Origin of the sequence: Sphingobium ummariense RL-3, from assembly GCF_000447205.1 — a bacterium.
Lineage (GTDB): Bacteria > Pseudomonadota > Alphaproteobacteria > Sphingomonadales > Sphingomonadaceae > Sphingobium > Sphingobium ummariense.
In genome coordinates, this window is sequence record NZ_AUWY01000130.1 from 1 (window position 1) to 1,584 (window position 1,584).

At 61.7% G+C, this 1,584-nt stretch carries 3 protein-coding genes; all 3 read right to left on the bottom strand.

Going from position 1 to position 1,584, the window contains the following annotated elements; translation table 11 throughout:
* Positions 1–211, bottom strand: a 211-nt coding sequence (locus tag M529_RS50465) for a hypothetical protein (protein ID WP_216628565.1), incomplete at its 3' end; no start/stop codon positions are given.
* Positions 212–660: 449 nt separating this feature from the next.
* Positions 661–1,230, bottom strand: a complete 570-nt coding sequence (locus M529_RS45895; RefSeq protein WP_236617642.1) for a hypothetical protein — start codon at positions 1,228–1,230, stop codon at positions 661–663.
* A gap of 85 nt (positions 1,231–1,315) precedes the next feature.
* Positions 1,316–1,584: DDE-type integrase/transposase/recombinase (locus M529_RS45900; RefSeq protein WP_011152977.1), on the bottom strand; the 269-nt coding region annotated here is incomplete at its 5' end.

Below are 1,584 nucleotides of genomic sequence, written 5' to 3' on the forward strand. Positions count from 1 at the left end.
TGTAGGCGCTTGCAACCGTAGCAGCTTCTGCTCGCAAACAGCGCCTTTTCCTGCCCAGATTACCTGACAACGAGCCGACTATGCTGCTCACGCTATCCGACAATGTGCTCGCCATCATCCGCGTCTGCTCGCAAACGGCAAAGGGCCGCTCATGGTATCTGCCAACTACAAAGTCGAGATTAGCAGTCATTTGCTGATGCGCGATGCTCACGCAGCTTTGTGGAACCCAAGATCAGAAAGTACACGATGGGGCAAACCACCATCAGCATCACTGCTGGATCGGTAGCCCATCTCGTTGGGCCATCGCTGTCCGGCTCACTTGCTACCGCGAGCATGAGCGCGATTGATCCTCGCACAGCGGCGTAGGTGGCAGGAACAAGCAGGATGTGGAGAAGCCACCCGTAGCGGAACCGCATGGCGCCAAACCAGCAGAGTACAGCTATGGCGGGTGGAGCGAGTGTGGCGGCTACGAAGCCGCAGAACCAAATGGCAAACCCTGCCGGAGTCAGCGTATCGCGATAGTAGCTGGCGATCCCATCCGGTCGCAATCCGAGAGCGACGAAAGAGCCTGCGACGACAACGGCACCCAAAGCCGTCAGTCCGACGCCACGCAATGTCCCGTGTCTCGGCATCAATCTATGCAATCCAGTAAGCCATTGATCAGGCTGCTCGCACTTTGGCTCGGAAGAAGGTCGTTTCCGACCCAATCAGATCGGGGTCGATCCCGCTCTCCTCGGCGGCCAGTTGCTGGATGATCCGCCAAATCTCGGGGGCGGTGAGGCGCGCGCCGTCGCGGGCAAGCCTGCCACGGTTCTGCTCCGTGACCAGTCGGGCGAGATCGCCGATAGTGTCGCACCTCCGAGGTAATCGCCGGCGGTCGAGGTGCCGTAACCATAGCCCCGCGTAGGCGCTCGCTCCAGCAGCGAAGATGCGAAGGGGAGGTGCCAGCGTCGTGAAGGCGAGGATCGCGACCGCGACAGCGAAGCAGAGACCACTGACAATCCCAAGCCATCCGGCTCGCGTCGCCGGCATCTTGAGGTCGGTATCGGCTTCCAGGTCGCTGAACGCTTGGCGCAGCTTCCCACCGATCAGCGGCGCCAACGGCGCATCCGGCCCGACGTGCCGGCCAAGCCCGAGCGCGCGTCGAAGCCTGTAGAACGTCATCTGCGTGGCGCATGTCGTGCCGCCCCCGCTGTAGGCTGCGACATGCGCGACGACATGGTCACGCACCTCGCCGAACGTTGTCCAAGGCAGGTTCGAGGGCTCTGTTGCAAAGATTGGCGGCAGTCAGAGGTAGGCTGTCGCTCTGCGCCGATCAGGCGGCTGCTGCGAAATGGTGGTTGAGCATGCCCATGGCCTCCGTCAGCGCCGAGGGCCCAATGCCAAAAGCTCTCTCCACAAGGCGCACCTCGCCCCTGATGCCGGGCTGCAGGCACCAGGGGCGAGCCTGTCCTTTGCGCAGGGCTCGCATGACTTCGAATCCCTTGATCGTGGCATAGGCCGTGGGGATCGATTTGAAACCGCGCACCGGCTTGATCAGTATCTTGAGCTTTCCGTGATCGGCCTCGATCACGTTATTGAGAT